This is a genomic window from Kitasatospora sp. cg17-2 (assembly GCF_054031055.1).
The window spans coordinates 376,598-392,765 of record NZ_CM132923.1 but is presented as its reverse complement, the minus strand read 5'-3'; the positions used below and the strand labels follow the sequence as shown (position 1 = coordinate 392,765).

Annotated in this window: 14 protein-coding genes; 8 read left to right on the top strand and 6 right to left on the bottom strand. The window is 73.1% G+C overall.

The window, feature by feature from the left end; all coding sequences use genetic code 11:
- Positions 1-252 precede the first annotated feature (252 nt).
- Positions 253-423 carry a hydrophobic protein gene (locus tag ACW14Y_RS01530; RefSeq protein WP_380307914.1) on the top strand — a complete coding sequence of 57 codons (171 nt, stop codon included), beginning with the start codon at positions 253-255 and terminating at the stop codon, positions 421-423.
- A gap of 97 nt (positions 424-520) precedes the next feature.
- Here the strand turns inward: ACW14Y_RS01530 and ACW14Y_RS01525 are convergent, their stop codons facing one another.
- Entirely contained in the window at positions 521-880 is a 360-nt protein-coding gene (locus tag ACW14Y_RS01525; protein ID WP_380307916.1) for a helix-turn-helix transcriptional regulator, read from the bottom strand.
- 123 nt (positions 881-1,003) lie between these two features.
- Here ACW14Y_RS01525 and ACW14Y_RS01520 point away from each other — a divergent pair, with 123 nt between their 5' ends.
- Positions 1,004-1,363 carry a hypothetical protein gene (locus ACW14Y_RS01520; RefSeq protein ID WP_456985600.1) on the top strand — a complete coding sequence of 120 codons (360 nt, stop codon included), beginning with the start codon at positions 1,004-1,006 and terminating at the stop codon, positions 1,361-1,363.
- 10 nt (positions 1,364-1,373) lie between these two features.
- On the top strand, positions 1,374-1,730 hold the full coding sequence (locus ACW14Y_RS01515) for an STAS domain-containing protein (RefSeq protein WP_456985599.1): 357 nt from the start codon (positions 1,374-1,376) through the stop codon (positions 1,728-1,730).
- A 121-nt stretch (positions 1,731-1,851) separates the two neighbouring features.
- On the opposite strand, the gene ACW14Y_RS01510 is transcribed toward ACW14Y_RS01515, so the two are convergent.
- A complete protein-coding gene (locus ACW14Y_RS01510; RefSeq protein ID WP_456985598.1) occupies positions 1,852-3,084 on the bottom strand; it encodes an MFS transporter in 1,233 nt (410 codons plus the stop codon).
- 328 nt (positions 3,085-3,412) lie between these two features.
- Here ACW14Y_RS01510 and ACW14Y_RS01505 point away from each other — a divergent pair, with 328 nt between their 5' ends.
- On the top strand, positions 3,413-4,699 hold the full coding sequence (locus ACW14Y_RS01505) for a phytase (protein ID WP_380307924.1): 1,287 nt from the start codon (positions 3,413-3,415) through the stop codon (positions 4,697-4,699).
- A gap of 131 nt (positions 4,700-4,830) precedes the next feature.
- On the opposite strand, the gene ACW14Y_RS01500 is transcribed toward ACW14Y_RS01505, so the two are convergent.
- From ACW14Y_RS01500 to ACW14Y_RS01485, 4 genes are all read right to left on the bottom strand, one after another.
- Positions 4,831-5,367 carry a DUF4240 domain-containing protein gene (locus ACW14Y_RS01500; RefSeq protein WP_456985597.1) on the bottom strand — a complete coding sequence of 179 codons (537 nt, stop codon included), beginning with the start codon at positions 5,365-5,367 and terminating at the stop codon, positions 4,831-4,833.
- Between the two features lie 95 nt (positions 5,368-5,462).
- Positions 5,463-8,324, bottom strand: coding sequence for an ATP-binding protein (locus tag ACW14Y_RS01495; RefSeq protein ID WP_456985596.1), 2,862 nt, complete (start codon positions 8,322-8,324; stop codon positions 5,463-5,465).
- 213 nt (positions 8,325-8,537) lie between these two features.
- A complete protein-coding gene (galE, locus tag ACW14Y_RS01490; protein WP_456985595.1) occupies positions 8,538-9,512 on the bottom strand; it encodes a UDP-glucose 4-epimerase GalE in 975 nt (324 codons plus the stop codon).
- Positions 9,513-9,802: 290 nt separating this feature from the next.
- The gene (locus ACW14Y_RS01485; protein WP_456985594.1) at positions 9,803-10,846 is read right to left on the bottom strand and encodes a zinc-binding alcohol dehydrogenase family protein; all 1,044 of its coding nucleotides are present in this window, start codon (positions 10,844-10,846) and stop codon (positions 9,803-9,805) included.
- A 191-nt stretch (positions 10,847-11,037) separates the two neighbouring features.
- Between ACW14Y_RS01485 and ACW14Y_RS01480 the strand changes: the two genes are divergently transcribed.
- The 4 genes from ACW14Y_RS01480 to ACW14Y_RS01465 all read left to right on the top strand — a co-directional run bounded on the left by ACW14Y_RS01480 (position 11,038) and on the right by ACW14Y_RS01465 (position 16,071).
- On the top strand, positions 11,038-11,424 hold the full coding sequence (locus ACW14Y_RS01480; RefSeq protein ID WP_380307934.1) for a winged helix-turn-helix transcriptional regulator: 387 nt from the start codon (positions 11,038-11,040) through the stop codon (positions 11,422-11,424).
- A gap of 75 nt (positions 11,425-11,499) precedes the next feature.
- Positions 11,500-12,549: a LacI family DNA-binding transcriptional regulator gene (locus ACW14Y_RS01475; protein WP_380307936.1), complete on the top strand. Its 1,050-nt coding sequence runs from the start codon at positions 11,500-11,502 to the stop codon at positions 12,547-12,549.
- Between the two features lie 639 nt (positions 12,550-13,188).
- Positions 13,189-13,536, top strand: coding sequence for a hypothetical protein (locus ACW14Y_RS01470; RefSeq protein WP_456985593.1), 348 nt, complete (start codon positions 13,189-13,191; stop codon positions 13,534-13,536).
- A 294-nt stretch (positions 13,537-13,830) separates the two neighbouring features.
- Positions 13,831-16,071 carry an NPCBM/NEW2 domain-containing protein gene (locus ACW14Y_RS01465; RefSeq protein WP_456985592.1) on the top strand — a complete coding sequence of 747 codons (2,241 nt, stop codon included), beginning with the start codon at positions 13,831-13,833 and terminating at the stop codon, positions 16,069-16,071.
- Positions 16,072-16,168 lie beyond the last annotated feature (97 nt).

Genomic DNA, 16,168 nt, shown 5'->3' with positions numbered 1-16,168 from the left:
AGTCCTTACCGGAACCGGAAAGCCCGGCACCGGCTCGTTCGTGCGCCCGGGCCGTGGGCGCTCCCCGTTCCACCGGGCCGGCGGCCGGGCGGTCCGGCGGAAAGCGGTGCACGACCGGAGCGGTGCACGACGGAAGCGGTGCACGACGGGAGCGGTGCCCGACGGAAGCGGTGCGACCGGAGCGGTGCATGATCCTGCGGGACCGGGGCACCCGAGCCGCGAACCATTCCCACAGTGTGAGGAGTCCGTACGATGCTCGGTCTGATCCTGGTCCTGCTGCTCGTCTTCCTCCTGTTCGGGCTCGGCTTCGCCGTGAAGGTCCTGTGGTGGGTCGGCCTGGTCGTCCTCGCCCTCTGGCTGCTCGGCTTCATCGCCCGGGGGACCAACGCCACCGGCGGCCGGGGCCGGTGGTACCGCTGGTAGCCGCCGCACCCCGCGCTGCCGGTGCCCGTCCGCCGTTCCGGCCGACGGGCACCGGCGTGTCCCGGACCGGCAGGGCTCCGGCCGCCGGGCACCCGCCTCAGTGCACGGCGGGCGGTTCGGGCGCCGGTGCGGGGGGCGCCTCGGTGCGGTGCCCGTCGGCGGGCCAGCGCAGCAGGGTGGCGAGGAGTTCGGAGACCGTCGGACCGGCGTCGGCGGGGTGGCGCAGCTGCTTGCTGGCGATGACGCTGTAGTGGTTCGTGCGCCCGCGGCGCTCGTGGCTCAAGTACCCGGCCTGTTCGAGGTCGGTGATGATGCGCTGCACGCCGCGCTCGGTGAGCAGGCACTGGCTCGCGATGTCCCGCACCCGGATGCCGGGGTCGCGGGCGATCTGGACCAGCACGCGGGCGTGATTGGTCAGGAAGGTCCACTGCCGTTCGGTGTCCGCGCCGTTCTCCATCCCTCCACCTTAGGGCGGATCTTTACCGGACAGATCTTTCACGACCGGCAAAACACGACAGCGAATTCGTGCAATGGTTGACAGGTCTGCCGAACGGGCGAACAGTGGAGGGACAGCCGCCCCGTGCCGCTCCCGCAGCGGATCCGCGCGGCGGTCGTCCGACCGGAGGTGGTGCGCGTGGACCCGATCAGCAGGGAAGGACTGGCGCGGCTCGAACACCTGGTGGCCGAGCACATCGGCGCCCCTGGCCAGCAGGGCGAGCACGCGGGGCGGGTCGAGCTGCTGCGACGGCAGGTGCGCCACGCCGTCACCGGTATCGACGCCTACCTCGGTGCGGTGGAGACGGGCAGCAGCGCCGTCGGACTGCGCGAGCGGGCGCTCGACCTGTGGCAGGGGCTGGAGCGGATCGCGGCCGCGTTCCCCGAGCCCGCCACCGGCGTCGCTGCCGTCGGTGCGCCCGTCCAGTCGGCCTCCCCGGCCTGAGGAGGGCCCCGTGCCCGCCGGCCTGAGATCGGAGACCGTCCGGATCGGTGACGCCGTCGTCTGCGTCTTCGCCGGTGACCTGGTCCTGGACAGCGAGCCCGTCGCGGCCCGGGCGCTCACGGACGCCCTCGACGGCCGCCCGGCCCTGCTCGCCGTCGACCTGTCCGGTGTCGAGCTGTTCACCTCCACCGGCCTGAACCTGCTCCTTGCCACCCGCCGGCGCGCGTTGGCCGAGGGCGTTCCGCTGGTGCTGGTCGCCCCGTCGCCGCGGACCGTGCGGACCCTGGAACTCACCGAGACGGACGCGCTGTTCACCGTCCGCGCCACCGTCGACGAGGCCCTGCGGCGGCACCGGCCGTCCGCCTGAGGCACGACGTGGGAGGCTGCGGTGATCAGGATCCCGCACATGCCCCTCGGGACGCTGTCCGGCGCCCTCGGTGCCGCACCGGAGCAGGTCGCCACCCGGCGGTGCGGTGCGGGCGGGCGGGTCAGCCGAGCGGCGAGGCGGGGCCGCCGGAGGCCCCGGCCGCGGCGCGGGTGGCCCGGGTGAGCCACCAGGTGGCCGCCAGGCAGACCGCGGCCAGGACGAACAGCACGGCCGGCACCGCGCGTACCTCGAACAGCTCGATGACCTTTCCGAGGGCCGGGCCGGCCGCCACCCCGCCGACCATCGACGCGGCGATCACCAGAGCTCCGGCCCGCCGGGCCGCGGGCACGGCGCGCCGCAGCCAGGGCAGTCCGGTGGGGAAGATCGGTGCGATGAACAGGCCCACGCCCGCGTACGCGTACGGGGCCAGGCCGGGTTGCACGGCGGCCAGCAGACAGAGAGCCGTGCCGGCGCAGCTGACGGCGATGATGACGGGCTCCGACCAGCGCAGCGTCAGCGGCGCCACCAGGAAGCGGCCCAGCGTCAGCATCAGCCAGTAGACGGAGGTCGCCGAGGCGGCGAACGCGGCGCTGTGGCCCACGGCCTCCAGATGGGTCGGCTCCCAGCCGCCGACCCCGGCCTCCACCCCGACGTGCAGGACGTAGAGCACCACGAAGACGGTGAGCAGGGTGGCGGTCCGCCGGGCCCGCGGGCCCGCGGCGTTCGCGGGGTCCGCGGCCGCGTCGGCGGGCAAGTCCCCCGGGTGCCGGTCGCGCACGCCGCCGAGCGGGATCAGCAGCAGCGCCGCCAGCACGGCGAAGGCCGTGAAGACGGCCGGGTAGCGGTCGGCGCCGAACAGGCCGATCAGGGCCGGGCCGGCGATCGCACCGATGCCGAAGTGCGCGTTGAGGATGTTGAGCATGGCGGGGCCGCGCCGCCCGAAGCCGGTCGCGAAGAGCTGGTTGAGGCCGTAGTCGATGCCGCCGAAGCCGAAGCCGGTGACCAGGGCGCCGAGGAGTGCGAGCGGCCAGCCGGGGGAGAACGCGAAGGCGACGCTGCCGAGTGCCATCAGGGTGTAGGAGAGGCCGAGCAGGGCGCGGTTGCCGATCCGGCCGAAGGCCCGGTCGAAGCCGAGGACCCCGGTGACGCCCCCGACGAAGTGGGCGCTCAGCGCGAGTCCGGCACCCGACGGCGACAGCCCGTACTCCTGGCGGAGGGCGGGCAGGGCCGGTCCGTACAGTGATTGGAGGGCTCCGATCAGGACGAAGCCGATGCAGGACGCGACGACCGCCGGGGTGCTGAACGACCGGTCGGGCCGCACGGCCGCGTCCGGTGGGGAGGGGAGTGTCTGCATGTGGGTCGTCAACCAGCGTTCTCTGGTGGGAAGTGGAGGGAGAGTCTGCTGCGGCACTGCAGCGTGGGGCCCCGAGGGCGGCCCGCCAGTGAGCACAAGACTAAACAGAAACCAACGAATTCACACAGGACTTCGCCGACGACTTCGATCTCCGGGGGCCGGACGGACGGGAATCGGCCACCTTCGGGCCGGCGTCCGCCCGGGCGAATCCGGCGCCCCGGACTCTTCGCGGCGAGTTCAGGTATCGGATACCATCTGGATGTGGGCATGACAGATGCGTCCGCGAACTTCTTCCTCGTCAGGGCAAACCCCTCATCAAGGAAGAACCATGACGATACGACTTGTCGCTCGCACTTCCATGCTCGTGCTCTGCACGGCCCTCGCGGCCTCCGTCTCCCTCCCGGCCCGGGCCTCCTCGATCGGCAGTGTCCGGCCCAAGGCCGAGACCGCGCCGCTGTACGACGACGAGGCCGGCGGCGACGCCAACGCGGACGACCCGGCGATCTGGCGCAACAGCGCCGACCCGGGCCGCAGCCTGGTGGTCGCCACCGCGAAGCAGGGCGGCCTGCGGGTCTACGACCTGGACGCCCGTGAGGTGCAGTCGATCCCCGCGCCCGCCGGTCCGGGCGCCGACGACGCCCCCGGCCGCTTCAACAACGTCGACCTGGTGCAGGGCCTGCAACTGTCCGGCGCCCGCGCCGACATCGCGGTGGTCAGCGACCGGGGCAACGACCGGCTGCGGATCTACCGCATCGACCGGGACAGGGCCGGCGGCCCCCTCACCGACATCACCGACCCCGCCGCGCGCCCGGTCTTCTCCGCCGACCAGGCCGAGATCAACGGCCAGAAGACCGCCTACGGCCTGGCCACCTGGACGGACCGGAAGACCGGCCGCTCCTACGCGGTGGTCAGCCAGCGGAATCGCACCCGCATCGCCCTGCTGGAGCTGATCGCCACCCCGAACGGCACGGTGGACTACCGCCAGGTGCGCACGATCGACCTGCCGTCCTCCTTCCGGCTGCCGAACGGCACCTCCTGGACGCCCTGTGCCGAACCGGGCGAACTGCCCCAGGTCGAGGGCATGGTCGTCGACCCCGCGGACGGCACCCTGTACGCGGGGCAGGAGGACGTCGGCATCTGGCGCATCGACGCGGGCCTCACCGGCACGCCGGAGCTGATCGACAAGGTGCGCGAGTACGGCGTGCCCGGCACGTACGACGCGGGGACCGAGGAGTGCGCTCCGGGCGCCGACCCGGGCTACGGCGGCAAGCGTCTGACGGCCGACGTCGAGGGGCTCACCCTGGTCACCGAGCCGGACGGCGACGGCTACCTCCTGGCCTCCAGCCAGGGCGACAACACCTTCGTCGCCTACGACCGCGAGCGTGACGACGACAACGAGTTCGAGGGCGCCTTCCGCATCACGGCGGCCTCCACCACCCTCGACGGCTCCGAGGTCTGCGACGGCGCCGCGGCCCTCAACGAGCCGCTCGGCTCCAAGTACCCGAAGGGCCTGCTGGTCGTCCAGGACGGCAAGGAGACCCCCGGCGACGGCGACCGCGAGGCGACCGGCTTCAAGTTCGTCGACCTGGGCAAGGTCCTCGACGCCATCGACTGATGCCATTGACCGACGCCGTCGGCCGATGCCCGAGGCGGTCGGCGCACGGTGCCCTGCCGCGCGCCGGCCGCCCGGTCTCCCCCCGGTCGGGATCGGCACGTGGGTCGGTGACGACCCCTCCGTCCGTGACGCTAGTCCGCGTAGAGCTTCGCCAGACGGGGCAGCCGACGGCCCAGCTCGTCGCCGTCCTCGAAGTCGAAGTCCCAGTCCGGGTCCAGCTCCGGAAGGCGGCAGGTGGACGGTTCGCCGGGGAGGTCCTCGCCGGTCGCCGCCCGGTGGGCGTACCAGGCCAGTCCCAGGGCGTCCTCGCACTCGATGTCGAGCCCGTCCCTGGCGTAAGCACGGACCGCCGGAAGACCGGCGAGCGCGTCGGGATCGGCGATGACGCGCTCGAACGTCTCCCGGCCCTGGGTGATCAGCCAGCCGCGGAAGTAGTCGAACCCGTCGTCGGAGCATCCCCCGTTGATCAGGTAGGCGGCGCCCCACAGGGGCGCTCGGTAGGAGTCGGCCATCAGGCTCCCGAGGATCCGCTGAACAGCGACGATCTCCTGGACCGGGCGGAGCGCGAGCAGCGCTGTCGCCCGCTCGACGACGGAGTCGCCGTGGTCGGGCGTCGGCACCTGCGAACGGGCTTCCTCGATCAGCTGCCAGAACTGTTGGGTGTCCATGGCCGGTGAGCATGCCACCGGGCTCCGACACGGCGGTTCTCCACGGCGACGAGCCCCGGCCGGGCGAGGGCACCGCCGCCGGGACCGCCCCGCCGCTACGGCAACAGGGGGTCCTGAGGCTGGGCCAGCTGCTCGCGGGTGGTGCCGAGCTTGCGCAGGACGGCGGCGGCGTGGTGCTCGGCGGTGCGCGGGGAGAGGAACAGGGCGGCGGCGATGTCCTTGTTGGTGGCGCCGTGGACGAGGAGGTCGTGGACCTGCTGCTCGCGGGGGGAGAGGCGGTCCCCGTAGCCGGTCCGGCGGCCGATGTGCGGGGCGGGCACCTGGCCGAGGTCCTTGAGGCGGCGCAGGCAGCGCGCCTCGTGGCTGGTCGCCCCGAGCCGCCGGTGGACCTCGCCACTGGTGTTCAGCCGCGCGGTCGCGCCCGCCGGGTCGGTGTCGGCCAGGGCGGCGCCGGCCCGCTCGCCCGCGAGTGCGGCCGGGTAGGGGCGGCCCAGGCCCAGCCACTGCGCCCGCGCCCGGTCGAATTCCGCCGCCGCCTCCGCGGGCCGCTCCGCCAGGGCGAGCAGGCCCCGGCAGAGGGCGGCCTCCGCCACCGCTCCGGGGGCCGACCGGCCCACGATGCCCGCGGCGTGCTGCCCGGCCAGCTCCTCGGCCTCGGCCCGCTCGCCGCGGGCGAGCAGGATCTCGACGGCGGTGGGCACCAGGTCCCAGGAGTGGGTCCAGCACTCGCGCCGCACCACGAACCCGAGCATGTCGGGCGGACCAGTGAGGGCCTGCCAGGCGCCGTCGACGTCGCCCGCGGCCAGCCGGACGCGGGCCAGGGCGGCGGCGGGTGGGATGCTCGTCGTCGTCGCCCCGTCCTGGGCGAGCGCCGTCTCCAGATGGGCCACGGCCTGCGCGTGACGGCCCTTCGCCGCGGCGTCCACCCCCTGGGCGGTGCCGAGCAGGCCTCCGGTGACCAGGGGGTTCGGCACGTACCGGTGGCGGAAGTCCTCCACCTCGCGGTCGAAGCCGTCCCACTCGCCGGCCAGCCAGCTCAGCAGCAGCCGGTAGGAGTCGGTGTACATCACCATCAGCGACATGTCGTTGCGCGCCGCCAGCGCGCCGGCCTCCCGCAGGTAGTCGGCCGCCGCCTCGTCGTCGCCCCCGTTGAGGGTCAACTCGACGGCGTTGCTGAGCGTCATCACGGTGGAGCGGACCAGATGCGGGTTGTCGTGCACCCGGGGCAGCCCGGCCAGGAGGGCCGGTGCCCGCGGATCGTGGTGCTCGCCCAGCGCGTTCAGGTAGTTGGAGGTCACGACCGAGCGGCTGTCCTCGTCCTCGCTGTCCGCGACCAGCGCCGTCGCCCGCTCCAGCAGCGCCGTCTGCTCGGCCGCGGTGCCGCCGTCCGGGGCGTGGGAGGCGAGGATCGCCAGGGCGCGGGCCAGCTGCTCCGGCGGCCCCTGCTCCAGGTCCGGCACGGCCTTCCTCAGCTCCGCGAAGCCGGCCCGGTCCCCGCCCTGGTTGTACATGACCATGCTGAGGTTTCTGCGGATCACGCCCCGGGTGGCGGCCGGCAACCCGGGGGTGGCCAGGATCCGCCGCATCGAGGCGACGGTGCGCCCGTAGTCCGTGCCGTACTGCGTCGCCCGGGCCAGCGCGAGAGCCGCCCGGGCCACCTGCTCCGGCGCCAGACCCGGCTGTTCCAGCACCTGCTGCAGCAGGTCGGCGGCGGTGCCCAGGTCTCCCATCGACTCCGCCCGGACGGCCGCCGCCTCGGCCTGCTCCAGCCACTCCGCCACGTCCCCGGTCCGGCGGGTGTGGTGGGCGATCTGCACCAGCGGCGGTTCCGGCAGCTCCCGGAGCGCCTCCACCGCCCTGCGGTGCAGTCGCGTGCGCACCGGCCCGGGCAGCGACTCGTACACCGCCCGGCCCGCCAGCACATGGGCGAACCCGTAGTGGTCCGGGCCCAGTTCGTGCAGCACCGACCCGGCCAGTGCGCCGGTCAGCGCGTCGGCCGTCTCCTCCTCGGGCAGTCCGGCCATCCGCCCGAGCAACCGCTCGGAGGCCGGCACCGCCAGCACCGAGGCTCCTCCGGCCAGGGCCGCCGCCGCGGGCGGGAGCCGGTCCAGGCGCTGCCCGATGATCTCCCGCAGGCTCCGGGACACCCCCAGCTCCGTCGGTGTCCGCACGTCCGTGGAGGCGAGCGTCAGCAGGTCCTCCTCGATGACCAGCGGCAGGCCGCCGCTGCGGTGCAGCAGGGCCCTGACCAGCTCGGGCGTGGCCCGCGCGCCGAGTGCGCCGCGCGCCATCGCCGCGAGGTCCGCCTCGGCCAGCGGGGCCAGGGCGATCTCCGTGCCGGCCGTGCCCGCCGGGGGGCTGTACGGGGCACCGAGCAGCGGCACGCCGGGCGGCAGGTCCCCGGCCCGGTAGGTGAGCAGCAGCGCGGCCTGCGCGGGGAGGTCCCGGGCGAGCAGCAGCAGCAGGTCCCTGGTCGCCTCGTCCGCCCAGTGCAGGTCCTCCACCACCAGCACCACCGGTGCGACCGAGGCCAGCACGGCACGGACCCCGGCGGCGACCGTCGGGCGCTGCCCCACCGCCTCCGGTTCGCCGGCGGGCTCGGGGAGGAGGTCCGCGAGATCCGGCACCAGGGCCGCCAGCGCGCCCGTCACCCGGGGCAGCGGACCCGCCTGCGCGGCCCGCGGAACGGCCTCGCGCAGCGCGTCGGCCACCGGTCCGAACGGCAGCGGCTCGCGCAGCGGATGGCACCCGCCCTCCAGCACGCCCACCCCGTCGGCCCGCAGCAGCGCGGACGCCTCCAGGACGAGCCGGGACTTCCCGATCCCCGCCTCGCCCTCCACGATCACCACGGAGGGAGGTGCTTCGAGCAGGCCCACCAGGTGCCGCAGCTCGGCGTCGCGCCCCACGAACGCGGAACCCGTGCCGCGCCCGCCCTGCGGCACCCGACCGACCGGCATGCGAGGTACCTCCAGCCGTGCAAGGCCGGTACCACTCCCGGCGGCGCCGACGGCTCCACCCTAGACCTGGCCGCCACGGGCCGCTCGGGCGCGCCGGGCACCGCCGGACCGGTCCCGCGCCGGTCGCGGGCGGTGGGTCCGTCGATCAGGTCGGCCCGGTCGGTGCGGCCCGCCGGTTCTGGGGTGCGCTGCCGCGGACGTGGTGGAGCGTGGTCACGAGTGGCGTTCCAGGGTGAACTTCCAGGCGTCGGCGACGATGTTGTCCAGGTCGGAGCGGTGCGGGGTCCAGCCGAGGGCCTGGTGGGCGCGCTCGGCGGAGGCGACCAGGACCGCCGGGTCGCCGGCGCGGCGGCCGGAGACCACCACCGGGATCTCGCGGCCGGTGACGCGCTTGACCGACTCGATCACCTCGTGGACCGAGAAGCCGCTGCCGTTGCCCAGGTTGCAGATCAGGTGCTCGCCCGGCTTCGCCGCGTCCAGCGCCAGCAGGTGCGCGTCGGCCAGGTCCGCGACGTGGATGTAGTCGCGGATGCAGGTGCCGTCCGGGGTCGGGTAGTCGTCGCCGTACACCGCGATGTGCTCGCGCTGCCCGAGCGCGGCCTGGAAGACCAGCGGGATCAGGTGCGACTCCGGGTCGTGCCGCTCGCCGAGCGTGGTCCCGGAGGAACTGCCGTACGCGCCGGCCACGTTGAAGTAGCGCAGCGAGACGGCGGCCAGGCCGTGGGCGACGGCCTCGCTCGTGATCAGGTGGTCCACGGCCAGCTTGGTGGCGCCGTAGGTGCTGGTCGGCGCGGTGCGGGCGGTCTCGGCGATCGGCACCGACTCCGGCTCCCCGTAGGTGGCGGCGGTGGAGGAGAACACCAGCTTGCGCACCCCCGCCGCGCGCATCGCGGAGACCAGCTCCAGCGAACCGGCCACGTTGTTGCGCCAGTACTTCTCCGGGTCCACGACCGACTCGCCGACCTGCGAGGAGGCCGCGAAGTGCAGCACGCCGTCGAAGGAACCGTCCAGGACCCGGCCCGCCTCCTGGATCCGGCCCTCGACGAACTCGGCACCGGCCGGCACGCCCTCCCGGAAACCGGTCGAGAGGTCGTCCAGGACGGTCACCTGGTGCCCCGCCTCCAGCAGGTGGGCGGCGACCACACTGCCGACATAGCCGGCGCCACCCGTGACCAGGTACTTACTCATGACGAGACCTCCAGCGGGTGCGGTACGGCCGCCTCCGGCGACCCTTGGTCGAGGAAGGCGGCCGGGTCCGGTCCTGGCTCTCCCTCGCCCGGATCCGGGGCCCACGGACTGCCTCCGTCGATAGATCAATCATGCTCAAACATTAATCAACATAAGTCAACACAATGAAGGCCTGAACAGCTGCTCGGGCACCGCGGAGGACGACCCCCGGGGCCGGGTCGGCCTCGGGAGTCGTCGTCGTGGGGATGGTCGCCGCTCGCGCTACCGGCGGCGGTTGCCGTTGCGCACGCTCATCCGGCGAAGCCGGTGAGGGTGGTCTTGCCGATCGTGCTGCCGGACTCCTGGCGGCGGTGGGCCTCGCGGAGGTTGGCGGCGTTCACCGGGCCGAGGTCGGTCGTCGCCGTGCTGGTGAGCACACCGTCGTCGGCCAGCCGGGCCACCCGGTCCAGGATGCGGTGCTGGGCCTCCAGGTCGGCGGTGCGGTGCAGCGAGCGGGTGTACATGAACTCCCAGTGGAACGAGATGCTCTTGGACTTGAGCACGCCGATGTCCAGGGCGCCGAAGTCGTCGACGGCCACGATCGCCCCGAAGGGCTTCAGCGCCTCGGCGTAGGCCGGGAGGTTGCGGTCGGTGCCGACCGTGCTGAACACCAGGTCCACCCCGTCCGGGGCCACCTCGGCCAGCTGTCCGGCCAGCGGTTCGCGGTGGTCGACGATGTGGTGGGCGCCCATCCGGCGGGCGAACTCCGCGCTCTCCGGGCGGGAGGCCGTGCCGACGACGGTCAGCCCGGTCAGCGCGCGGGCCAGCTGGGAGACCATCGCGCCGACCCCGCCCGCGGCGGCGGTCACCAGCAGGGTGCCGCTGCGGTCGGGGGCGACGGTGGCCAGGCCGAGGCGTTCGAACAGCCCCTCCCAGGCGGTCAGCGCGGTCAGCGGCAGCGCGGCCGCCTCGGCGAAGGACAGCGAGGCGGGCTTTTGCCCGACGATCCGCTCGTCCACGGCGTGGTACTCGGCGTCGGCGCCCGGGCGGTCGATCGCCCCGGCGTAGTAGACCTCGTCCCCGACCTCGAACAGCTCGACCTCGGCGCCCACCGCGACCACCGTGCCGGCGGCGTCCCAGCCGAGCACCTTCCAGTCGCCCTGCGGATCGACGTTCTGGCGCACCTTGTGGTCCACCGGGTTCAGCGCCACCGCCTCCACCCGGACCAGCAGGTCCCGCGGACCGGGCTGGGGCACCGGCAGCTCCACGTCCTGCAGGCTGTCCGGGTCCTCGACGGGCAGGCTCGCGCGGTAGGCCACGGCGCGCATCGTCGCGGGGATCTCGTACTTGCTCATCACGGTGTCCTTCGGTGCGGGGTGTCGTCCTGGTCCCGGTCCCGGGTGCGGGCGGGCGCGGCTCGGGTACGGCCCTGGTACGGCTGGTGCACCTGGCCGGCGCCGGCTCCCGGGGGCCGTCACCTGGACGGTACGCAACAGGTAGTGGTAACCCGCAAGGGCTACTAGTTCCTTCTGGGTACTATGGCGATATGACGACGAAAGCGACTCTGCCCCTGGCTCCGGCGGCGTCCGCCGACTGCGGTGCCCCGAAGGACGTCTACGCCGCCGCCTGCCCGTGCCGCGACATGCTCGACCTGCTCGCCAACAAGTGGAGCGCCCTCGCCCTGGGCGCGCTGGAGCAGGGACCGCAGCGTTTCGGTGCCCTGCGCGCGCGGCTGCAGGGCGTCAGCCCCAAGGTGCTCACCCAGACCCTGCGCCGGCTGGAGGAGCACGGCCTGGTGGACCGCGAGGTCTTCGCCGAGGTCCCGCTGCGGGTCGAGTACAGCCTGACCGGGCTCGGCCGCGACGCCTGCGCTCCGCTCGCGCACCTGCGGACCTGGGTCGAGCGGAACATCGACCGCTTCCCGGCGCCCTGAGCCGGAGGCGGCCACGATAGGGTTCCAGACCGGGCTCCGGTCCACAGGAGAGAAGCGCAAGGGGTCGACGTGGGTGTGAGTGGTCAGTCAGCGACGACGCGGATCGGGCTCGCCGAGATCGCGAGGCTGGCGGAGGTCAGCGAGGCGACCGTCAGCCGGGTGATCAACCGGCGGCCCGGGGTGTCGACGAAGACCCGGGCCACGGTCGAGCGGGCCATGGCCGAGTTGAACATGACCCGGCCGACCGAGGGCGAGATGGTCCTGGCGATCGTCCCGGAGCTCTCCAACGACGTGTTCACCCGTCTCGCCGAGCAGATCGAGGCGGAGCTGTCGCCGTTCGGACTGCACACGCTGGTCTGCGCGGCGCTTCCCGGAAGCTCCAAGGAGCGTGACTTCGCCGCCGCGACCGTGGGGGCGGGGATCGCGGGCGCGATCTTCCTGTCGGCCAGCAACACGCTCTCGCGCGGCGACCACTCGGCCCAGCAGATGCTCCGGGACCGCCGGGTCCCGTTCGTGAACGTCAACGGCGGGGCGGGCGGCATCCCGGCGGCCACCTTCTCCACCAACGACTGGCGCGCCGCCGAGCTCGCCATCGACCACCTGACGGCGCTCGGCCACCGGCGGATCGGCATGCTCGCCGGCCCGCCCGGCAACCTGCTGGCCGACCGGCGGATCGAGGGCTTCTTCGCCGCGCTGCGCAAGCACGGCCTGGACGACGAGAACGCCCTGCTGGAACGGCAGTTGTTCACCGTGGACGGCGGTCGGCGCGGCGGCGACCTGCTGATCGACCGGGGCGCCACGGCGATCGTGGCGGCCAGCGACCGGATGGCGCTCGGCGCGGTCAACGCCGCCTTCCGGCGCGGCATGAGCGTGCCCGGCGACCTCTCGGTGGTCGGCTACGACGACTCCCCGATGCTCGACCTCACCGCGCCCCCGCTGACCACCGTGCGCCAGCCGACCGAGCGGCTCGCCCAGCACGCCGCGCAGGCCCTGCACGTGCTGATCGGCGGCAACCACGTGAACGAGGACGAGGTGCTGATCGACCCCGAGCTGCGCATCCGCAGCTCCACGGGCGGCTGGGCGGAGAAGCCCCGCAAGCGGCAGAAGCCGCAGGCCCGTCCGTAGGGACCGGTCCCCGCGTGCCCGCAGGCCGTCGACTCCGTGCTCGGGGTCGACGGCTTCGGCATGCCGCGCGAAGCCGTCGACCCCGAGGCCGCGGACCGCTCCGACCCTCACGGAGCTCCGCGCCCGCCGGGCACCGGGGCTCGGACCACCGCTCCGTCGCGACGGCCGAGTTCTGAATGCTCCGGACCCGACGGGGCCTGGGTGCGGCGCCACCGGCTGGGGCAGTGCGGCGGCGCCACGGCACCCACCGCCGGGGACGACCGTCCGGGGCGGTGAGTGGCTCCTCATAATTCAACATAAGTAAACGTAAATCAACGGATCGGGCAGGCGAAGTTTTACGGCCGGCCGGTTCGGGTCCCGATCGTGCGGCCGACTACCTGTCCCGGACCCGCCCACTACCTACCGACTACCCGTGCCGTGACCCGCGCGAGCCCCAGTCGTGCCCCCGCCGCCCTCGTGTCGCGCGACCGGGCCTGGCTGAATCGGAGCGGGGCCCGGAGTCCGCGGGCGCGGTGCCGACGCGGGCGAGCGCGGGTCCCTTCGGACGGGACTGGAGGTGCCGCGATGGCTGTCGTACGGCGGACGGGTGCGGATGCGGGCTCGGGCGCGGTTCCGGGTGCGGTTCCGGGGGCGGGGGAGGTGGCCGGTACGGCCGTCTATCTGTGCCGCCGCCCGGGGGAGGAACGGCGGGCCGCCGTCGAGCAGCGTCAGTTGGAGGAGCTGGCCGACCGGCTGGGGCTGCCGCGACCGGCGCTGTTCCTCGACCGTCCCGGGTCGGTCGCCGGTCCCGGTGCGGCGCTGGCGCGTCTGCTGGCCGCCGCGGACACCGGTGCGGTGCGGCTCGTCCTGGTGCCCGGCCTGTGGGTGTTCGGTCCGGACGAGGAGGAGGCCGAGCGGCGGCGGACCATGCTGACGGCCCGTGGTGCGTTCGTCCTCGCGGCGGCGGCCGGCACCGAGGAGCCGCCTCTTCGCGGAGGCCCTGTCTAGCGGCCGAGGTCGAAGCAGCCGTGCCCCCTCCGGGTGCACGGCTGTTCGCGTTTCCCGTCGCGGGGGTGCGGTCGGAGTGCGGTCGCGGGGCCCGGCCGATCGGGGGCGCGGCCCTTCCGCAGTCGTCGGACGTCACCGTTGCGCACAAGAACGAACACAAATTTGCATCTGCAAATTGCAAGACCATTGCATCCTTGCGACACAGGAGCTTAATGTTCCGGTCACATCGACCGCTGCCCGGCTTCCGGGCACCGGTCGGGAACGGGGCGCTTCCGCCCATGAAAGGACGACATCATGCGTAGACGCATGCTGGCCGCGTGCACCGCCGTCGCGGGCCTGGCCTGTTCGCTGACGGTGACCGCGCCGGCCTCGGCCGCGACTTCCACGCTCTACCTGGGGGACGGCGGCCTGTTCTGGCAGTCCAACTCCCAGGGTTACGGCTACACCCACCTCAACCGGAACATCGACGGCGGCCCGCTGATGGTCGGCGGGACGAAGTACGTGAAGGGGCTGGGCGCCCACTCGAACTCCGGCATCGTCTACGACCTGGGCGGCGCCGCGACGCGCTTCCAGTCGGTGGTCGGTCTGAACACGGAGTCCGGGGTCACCGCGGGCACCGTGGTGTTCCAGGTGTTCAAGGACGACGTCAAGGTCTACGACAGCGGGGTGATGAACCGGAGTTCGGCGGCGAAGTCCGTGGACGTGGACCTGACCGGGGCGCAGAAGCTCAAGCTGGTCATCACCGACGCGGGTGACGGGAACAGCGCGGACCACGCCAACTGGGCGGACGCCCGGCTGACCGTCACCCAGGGGGTCGCCCTGCCGGCGGCGAGCGCGCCGGTGGGTGACGTCGGGCCCGACCCGGCCAACCCCAAGGGCGACCCGTACGACGCGACGGTCAACGGCTACCCCGAGCGCCCGTACATGAACGACTACAGCCAGGTGCCGATCAACAAGATCTACCTGTCCCAGAAGCTCGGACCGGACTACAACACCAGCAAGGTCTACCTGAACTTCGCGCAGGCGCTGGACGCGATCAAGAAGCTCGACAACATGATGCTCGGTGCCGACAAGATCGTCTACCTGGTCGGCTGGCAGAACAACGGACACGACTCCAAGTACCCGTCCTGGGCCGCGGTCAACGAGGACCTCAAGCGCCCCGAGGACGCCACCGCGCTGGAGAGCCTGCGCTGGCTGATGAGGGAGGCGAGGAAGTACCACACCAAGGTCAGCCTGCACATCAACATGCTGGACGCCTACCAGGACAGCCCGCTCTGGGACACGTACATGGCCGAGGACATCATCGGCAAGAACCTCGACGGCACCCCGCGCCCCGGCGAACTCGCGGACGGCCAGCAGAGCTACCAGGTGGACTACAAGCAGGAGTGGCTCAAGGGCCGCGCCCAGCAGCGCATCGACGGCCTGCTCGCGATGATCCCGGAGCTCAAGGACGCCGGCACCGTCCACATCGACGCCTTCCACTCCGTCTCGCCGCTCTACCCGACGACGCCGATCAGCCCCAAGAACGGCTTCACCCTCCAGGAGGAGCTGGCGACGCAGCGCACCATCATGCGCTACTGGCGCAGCAAGGGCCTGGACGTCACCACCGAGTACGACTACCAGCCCCAGCGGCGGCCGGACTACCACCTGGGTCTGGAGCCGGTCAGCTGGCGCACCAACTACCCGTCCGACAGCATCTGGAAGACCACGAGTCCCGACCTGCGGGCCCAGACCGTCACACGGTCCAACGAGGACAACGTCAAGAACAACAAGTGGAACCTGGTGGAGGGGGTCGCGGTCCGCGACCTCACCCGCTGGTACTACAACAACAACACCAGCCGGGAGGTCGGCACCGAGAACCACGGCAGCGGCAACGATGTGTTCTACCCGGTGCTGTGGCGCGACAAGGCGATCGCCGCGTTCAGTTCGGCCGGCTACAGCTCCAGGACCTGGACCCTGCCGCCCGGTTGGTCCGGCATCACCACCGTCGACCTGTACGACGTGGCGCCCGAGGGCCCGCGCTGGCTGCGGTCCGTCCCGGTGGTCGACGGCACGGTCACCTTCGGCCTGGGCGCCGAGCAGGGGGTGACGATCGTCCCGACCGTCGGAGCGAGCAGCAACGCGCCGGTCGGGCAGACGGTCACGCTCAGGGCGGCCTCGAACGGCAAGCTGGTCACCGCCGGCACCGACCAGACCGACGCCCCCCTGCGGGCCACCGCGACGGCCGCCGGTGACACGGAGAAGTTCGACGTGGTCGACTTCGGCAACGGCTACGTCGGTCTGAAGAACCGCGCGAACGGCAAGTTCGTGGTGGCGCCCGCGGACAAGCAGGACAACCCGCTGCTGGCGAGGTCGGGCTTCCAGGGCAACTGGGAGAAGTTCCGCTGGGTCGACCTCGGCAGCGGCCGGGTCGCCCTCCAGTCCTTCGGCGACAGCCGCTACGTGACCGCGCGCGGGGACGACCCGAACGCGCCGCTGCGCGCCACCGGCTGGGACGTCGGCGGCTGGGAGCAGTTCACCTGGACCGCCGTCTAGAGCGTGACCCTCCCACCGGACGGCCGGCCGCCGCGACGGCCGGCCGTCCGACCCGTTCACCGACCCCCGACCCGGCCCCCGCACCCCGTACAAGGAG